Below are 6,197 nucleotides of genomic sequence, written 5' to 3' on the forward strand. Positions count from 1 at the left end.
GGCGGCTTGCGCCCCTATTATCGTGCGCTTTCCAGTGGGCTCGTTGATAAGGGGCAAGCGTTATGATCAAGGTCGGTATCGTCGGCGGCACGGGTTACACCGGCGTCGAACTGTTGCGTCTGCTGGCGCAGCATCCACAGGCCGAAGTGGCGGTCATCACTTCGCGCTCCGAGGCGGGCGTGGCGGTAGCTGACATGTACCCGAACCTGCGCGGCCACTATGACGGCCTGGCGTTCAGCGTGCCGGACAGCAAAGCCCTGGCGGCGTGCGACGTGGTGTTTTTCGCAACGCCCCATGGTGTCGCCCACGCCCTGGCAGGTGAACTGCTGGCGGCCGGCACCAAAGTGATCGACCTGTCTGCCGACTTCCGTCTGCAGGATGCCACCGAGTGGGGCAAGTGGTACGGCCAGCCTCATGGTGCGCCAGAACTGCTCAAGGACGCCGTCTATGGCCTGCCTGAAGTCAACCGCGAAAAAATCCGCCAGGCACGCCTGATTGCGGTCCCGGGCTGCTACCCGACGGCCACCCAGCTGGGCTTCTTGCCACTGCTGGAGGCCGGCCTGGCCGACCCGTCGCGCCTGATTGCCGACTGCAAGTCGGGTGTCAGTGGTGCCGGGCGTGGCGCTGCAGTGGGCTCGCTGTTCTGTGAGGCTGGCGAGAGCATGAAAGCCTATGCGGTCAAGGGCCATCGCCACCTGCCTGAAATCAGCCAGGGCTTGCGCCTGGCGGCGGGCAAGGATATTGGCCTGACCTTCGTGCCGCACCTCACGCCCATGATCCGGGGTATTCACGCCACCCTATACGCCACCGTGGCAGATACGTCGGTCGATCTGCAGGCGCTGTTCGAGAAGCGTTATGCCGATGAACCGTTCGTCGATGTGATGCCCGCTGGCAGCCACCCAGAAACCCGCAGCGTGCGCGGTGCGAACGTCTGCCGTATCGCTGTGCATCGTCCGCAGGGCGGTGATCTGGTGGTGGTGCTGTCGGTGATCGACAACCTGGTCAAGGGCGCGTCGGGCCAGGCGGTGCAGAACCTGAATATCCTGTTCGGGCTGGATGAGCGTATGGGCCTGTCCCACGCGGGCCTGCTCCCCTAACAGGGTAAGCTGGCACAGAGGCCCGCCGTGTGCGGGCCTTTTTGTGGGCGCGACTAAAGCCGCACAATTCTTGACCATTTTTCTCGGAGAAGCGGATAATGCGCGTCATCGAGTTTTATGGCGGCAACTGCGCCGGGAGAATCAGCATGAGCGTCGAAACCTTCACCCCTACCGGTCTGGAATTCACCCAAGGGGCAGCCCAAAAGGTGAAGACCCTGGTCAACGAGGAAGGCAATGAGCGTCTGAAGTTGCGTGTGTTCGTGACCGGCGGTGGCTGCTCGGGCTTCCAGTATGGTTTCACCTTCGATGAAGATGTGGCCGAAGATGACACCATCGTCGAGCGTGAAGGCGTGTCGCTGGTGGTCGACCCGATGAGCTTCCAGTACCTGGCAGGTGCCGAAGTGGACTATCAGGAAGGCCTGGAAGGCTCGCGCTTCGTCATCAAGAACCCGAACGCCGCCACCACCTGCGGCTGTGGTTCTTCGTTCTCGATCTGATCACGGGCTGTACGAAAACGCCGCGCATTTGCGCGGCGTTTTGCATTCTGGCGGGGTGTTAAGCGGGGTAGATGGCGCCAAGCACGCGCAGCCCACGGGCCGCTGTCACGCTGGGGCGGTTAGCTGGAATGCCTTCCAGGCAGCAATGGGCAAGCCAGGCAAAGGCCATGGCCTCTACCCAGTCCGGGTCGACGCCATGCGCTGCCGTGCTGCCCACCTGGGCACCTGGCAACAGTTGGGCAAGCCGGCGCATCAGTGTGCCGTTGCGGGCCCCGCCACCGCACACCAGCAGTGCCTCAGTGCCTTGCTGCGCAGTGCACAGTGATTCGATGATGCTGCGCGCGGTCAGCTCCAGCAGGGTCGCCTGCACATCCTCGGCACGATAGGGCGGCAGCTGGCTCAGGTGGCTGTGCAGCCACGCCAGGTTGAACACTTCGCGGCCTGTGCTCTTGGGGCCGGCGCCTGCAAAGAACGGGTCGCGCAACAGCGCCGCAAGCAGGTCCTCGATCACTACGCCACTCGCCGCCCAGGCGCCGTCAGCATCGTAATGCTGGCCGCGCGAGTGCTCGATCCAGGCGTCCAGCAGCACGTTGCCCGGCCCACAGTCGAAACCATGCACCGGCGTGTCGTTGGCAATCAGGCTGAGGTTGCTGAAGCCGCCGACATTAAGCACGGCGAGCCGTTTGCCCAGGTGGCCGAAGAGCGTTTCGTGAAAGGCCGGAACGAGCGGAGCCCCTTGCCCGCCAGCGGCTACATCGCGGCGTCGGAAATCGCCGATCACGCTGATCTGGGTAAGCTCGGCAAGCAGCGCCGGGTTGCCAATTTGCACCGTGAAGCCGCGGGCGGGTTCATGGCGGATTGTCTGGCCATGGCTGCCGATGGCGCGGACAGCGTTGGCTTGCAAGCCCTGGCTCGCGAGCAGGTGGCCGATGCCTTCGGCTGCCAGGCTGGCCCAGCGGTTCTCGGCCAATGCAGCGCGGGCAATCTCGTCAGGGCCGCTGGCGCAAAGGCTCAGCAAGTCCTGGCGAAGGTCGGTAGGCATGGGGATGTAGTGAGTGGCGAGCAGTTGAGGCTGCTCGCGCTGTTCGATCAAGGCGATGTCCAGGCCATCTAAGCTGGTACCGGACATGACCCCCAGATAAAGCGCCATGGCTTAGCGCTTGTTCGCTGCGAGCATGGTGGCCTTTTCCTGATCCATGCGGGCGATCAGTGGCTGGCTCTGCTGCAGGAAGCGTTGGCGTTCGGCCTTGGCGATCGGGTCGGACATCGGCACTTTCTGGCTCAGCGGGTCAACGTGAACGCCGTTGACCTGGAACTCGTAATGCAGGTGCGGGCCTGTGGAGAGGCCGGTGGTGCCGATGTAGCCGATGATCTGGCCCTGCTTGACCGAGCCGCCGGTCTTGATGCCTTTGGCAAAGCCTTGCATGTGGCCGTAAAGGGTCTTGTAGCGGTTGCCGTGCTGGATGATCACGGTATTGCCGTAGCCGCCACGGCGCCCGGCCAGTTCGATACGACCATCACCCGCTGCCTTGATCGGTGTGCCGCGGGGGGCGGCATAGTCGACGCCTTTGTGGGCGCGGATCTTGTTCAGAATCGGGTGTTTGCGGCCAGCGGAGAAGCGTGAGCTGATGCGGGCGAAGTCCACCGGGGTACGGATGAACGCTTTGCGCAGGCTGTTGCCATCGGCGGTGTAGTAGCTGGTATTGCCTTGTTTGTTGGTGTAACGCACCGCAGTGTAGGTTTTGCCGCGGTTGGTGAAGCGCGCAGAGAGGATGTTGCCGGTGCCCACCACCTTGCCATCCATGACTTTCTGCTCGTACACCACGTCGAATTCGTCGCCCGGGCGGATGTCCTGGGCGAAGTCGATGTCGTAGCCAAGGACGCGAGCCATGTCCATGGTCATGCTGTGGGAAAGGCCGGCGCGTTGGGCGGAGGCCGACAACGAGCTCTTGATCACGCCATGGGCATAGGCCGTGCGGACCACGGGCTTGCTGATTTCGCGGTTGAAGGTGTAGCCCTTGGCGTTTTTGGTCAGGCGAATGGTTTCAAGGTTGCTGACCTTGCTGTGCAGGTTGGTCAGCTGGCCGTCCTTGTCGAGCTCGAACTGCAGCACCTGGCCGTGCTTGAGCTGGCTGAACTGCTTCGCCTGCTTGTTGCTGGCCAGCACCTCATGAACCGCGCTGGCTGGCAAGCCGACCTTGGCGAACAGGGTCGAGAGGGTGTCGCCACGCGCTACGGTGACTTCGCGGTGGCCGGGCTGCTTGGCGGCCTCGGCTACCGGTGCTGCTGCAGGCTTTTCCTGTTCGGCTTTCTCGGTGGCCGAATCGGCCTCTTCGATCTGGGCGAACGGCGAGCTTTGCTCAGCGTCAGCCTGCACCAGCGGCGCGGCCTTGGATTCTTCTTTCAGTTGCTCGACCGGGCTTTCCAGTTCGAGGTTGAGGGTGGTTTTCTTGGCTTCGACTTCGCTGGAGGGAAATACCAGCAGTGCCAGGCTGAGCAGGGCGGCGATGCCGCTGGCGGCCAACAGATGGCTTTTCGGATAAAGCGGGGGCGCTTTAGGCGGTTCGTTGGTCATAGGTAAGGTGACTTTTTGAAGAAAAGTGAATATGGAAAAGATGAATGACATGATGAAGATGAAATAACTGTATAAAATATAACCAAATCCATTTTCACGCAAGGGCGCGTAGACGCCGCAAGCCTGCGGTCAGGTCACATTCCGTTGCGAAACTTGTATTTGATGGCCGATCTTGTATGGTTGGCTCCCCTTGAATCTGAGCCTTGCGGGTCTGTCTATGAAGTCGGTTGAAGAGCAGCTGGCGCTTATCAAGCGCGGTGCGGAAGAAGTATTGGTCGAGTCGGAACTGGTGGAGAAGCTCAAGCGCGGCCAACCTCTGCGCATCAAGGCAGGCTTCGACCCTACTGCGCCTGACCTGCACCTTGGGCACACGGTGCTGATCAACAAGCTGCGCCAGTTCCAGGAGCTGGGGCATCAGGTCATCTTCCTGATTGGTGATTTCACCGGGATGATCGGTGATCCGAGCGGCAAGAGCGCCACGCGCCCGCCGCTGACCCGCGAGCAGGTACTGGATAACGCCGAGACCTATAAACAGCAGGTGTTCAAGATTCTCGACCCGGCCAAGACCGAGGTTGCGTTCAACTCCACCTGGATGGACATGCTGACGCCAGCTGACTTCATTCGCCTGGCATCGCAGTACACCGTTGCGCGCATGCTTGAGCGGGATGACTTCGACAAGCGTTACACCACCAATCAGCCGATCGCCATCCATGAGTTCCTCTACCCGCTGGTGCAGGGCTATGACTCGGTGGCACTGAAAGCTGACGTGGAACTGGGCGGTACCGACCAGAAGTTCAACCTGCTGATGGGGCGTGAGCTGCAGCGTGCCTATGGCCAGGAAGCGCAGAACATCGTGACCATGCCGCTGCTCGAAGGGCTGGACGGCGTGAAGAAGATGTCCAAGTCGCTGGGCAACTATGTGGGTATCCAGGAAGCGCCAGGGGTGATGTACAGCAAGCTGGTGTCGATCCCGGACACGTTGATGTGGCGTTACTTCGAGCTGCTGAGCTTCCGCTCGATGGAAGAGATCGAGCAGTTCCGTGCTGATGTTGCCAATGGCGCGAACCCGCGCGACATCAAGATCAAGCTGGCGGAAGAGATCGTGGCGCGCTTCCATGGTGAAGAGGCTGCTGCCAATGCTCACCGTGCGGCAGGCAACCGAATGAAGGAAGGCGAGTTGCCAGAAGACTTGCCAGAGATCGAAGTTGCTGCGGCTGAAGACCTGCCGATCGCTGCCGTGCTGAACCGGGCAGGGTTGGTGAAGAACTCGGCGATGGCGCGGGATCTGCTTAATGGCGGTGCTGTTAAGGTAGATGGAGCGGTGGTCGATCGCGACTTCGTATTTGCACTGGGCGCCACCCACGTGTGCCAGGCCGGTAAGAAGGCGTTTGCCCGGGTCACTCTAAAGGCCGAGTGATCGTTAGTAGGTGTAGCTATATAGAAGCGGGGAGGCCGACAGGCCTCCCCGCTTTGTTTTTCAGCTTTATTAAGGTTTCTTGGAATTAAAGGTTGACGGGGTTTCGAATCCGCTTATAATGCGCCCCACTTCCAGCGTGATTGGAACGAGAAACTCCTTGAGTATCAACGAGTTAATCGATTCAGGCAGTGTTGTAAGGGCTTCGATCGAAAGATCGTCAGCGGTTGAAAGGGTGGTTGACAGCGCTTCTAAACGCTGTATGATTCGCCTCCCGCTACGAGAGATCGCAGCGAGTCAAGTGTTTGAAGCTAAACGAGTTTCTCGCGAAAAACTTCAAAATAAACGCTTGACAGCAAATGAGGAAAGCGTAGAATGCGCGCCTCGGTTGAGACGAAAAGCTCTTAACCAAACGCTCTTTAACAAATTGAATCAAGCAATTCGTGTGGGTGCTTGTGAGTACGGACTGATAGTCACAAAGATTATCAGCATCACAAGTGACCATGCGAGAAATCACATAGTCATTTGAGATTGCTGAGCCAAGTTTAGGGTTTCTTAAAAACCCAAGCAGTATTGAACTGAAGAGTTTGATCATGGCTCAGATTGAACGCTGG

General features: G+C 60.0%; 6 protein-coding genes. 4 read left to right on the top strand and 2 right to left on the bottom strand.

Annotated elements, in window-relative coordinates:
• The first annotated feature begins 62 nt into the window (after positions 1 to 62).
• The gene (gene argC / locus HU750_RS17195) at positions 63 to 1,097 is read left to right on the top strand and encodes an N-acetyl-gamma-glutamyl-phosphate reductase (RefSeq protein ID WP_008089527.1); all 1,035 of its coding nucleotides are present in this window, start codon (positions 63 to 65) and stop codon (positions 1,095 to 1,097) included.
• A gap of 146 nt (positions 1,098 to 1,243) precedes the next feature.
• Positions 1,244 to 1,594: an iron-sulfur cluster insertion protein ErpA gene (erpA, locus tag HU750_RS17200; protein ID WP_099455778.1), complete on the top strand. Its 351-nt coding sequence runs from the start codon at positions 1,244 to 1,246 to the stop codon at positions 1,592 to 1,594.
• A gap of 58 nt (positions 1,595 to 1,652) precedes the next feature.
• Here the strand turns inward: erpA and HU750_RS17205 are convergent, their stop codons facing one another.
• Positions 1,653 to 2,744: an anhydro-N-acetylmuramic acid kinase gene (locus HU750_RS17205; protein WP_186681387.1), complete on the bottom strand. Its 1,092-nt coding sequence runs from the start codon at positions 2,742 to 2,744 to the stop codon at positions 1,653 to 1,655.
• A gap of 3 nt (positions 2,745 to 2,747) precedes the next feature.
• On the bottom strand, positions 2,748 to 4,169 hold the full coding sequence (locus tag HU750_RS17210; RefSeq protein ID WP_099428193.1) for a peptidoglycan DD-metalloendopeptidase family protein: 1,422 nt from the start codon (positions 4,167 to 4,169) through the stop codon (positions 2,748 to 2,750).
• Positions 4,170 to 4,386: 217 nt separating this feature from the next.
• Here HU750_RS17210 and tyrS point away from each other — a divergent pair, with 217 nt between their 5' ends.
• Positions 4,387 to 5,586, top strand: a complete 1,200-nt coding sequence (tyrS, locus tag HU750_RS17215) for a tyrosine--tRNA ligase (RefSeq protein ID WP_186681389.1) — start codon at positions 4,387 to 4,389, stop codon at positions 5,584 to 5,586.
• Between the two features lie 157 nt (positions 5,587 to 5,743).
• The gene (locus HU750_RS17220) at positions 5,744 to 6,112 is read left to right on the top strand and encodes a hypothetical protein (protein WP_186681392.1); all 369 of its coding nucleotides are present in this window, start codon (positions 5,744 to 5,746) and stop codon (positions 6,110 to 6,112) included.
• Positions 6,113 to 6,197 lie beyond the last annotated feature (85 nt).

This window comes from Pseudomonas sp. SWRI50 (assembly GCF_014269095.1).
In the GTDB taxonomy this organism is placed as follows: domain Bacteria; phylum Pseudomonadota; class Gammaproteobacteria; order Pseudomonadales; family Pseudomonadaceae; genus Aquipseudomonas; species Aquipseudomonas kermanshahensis.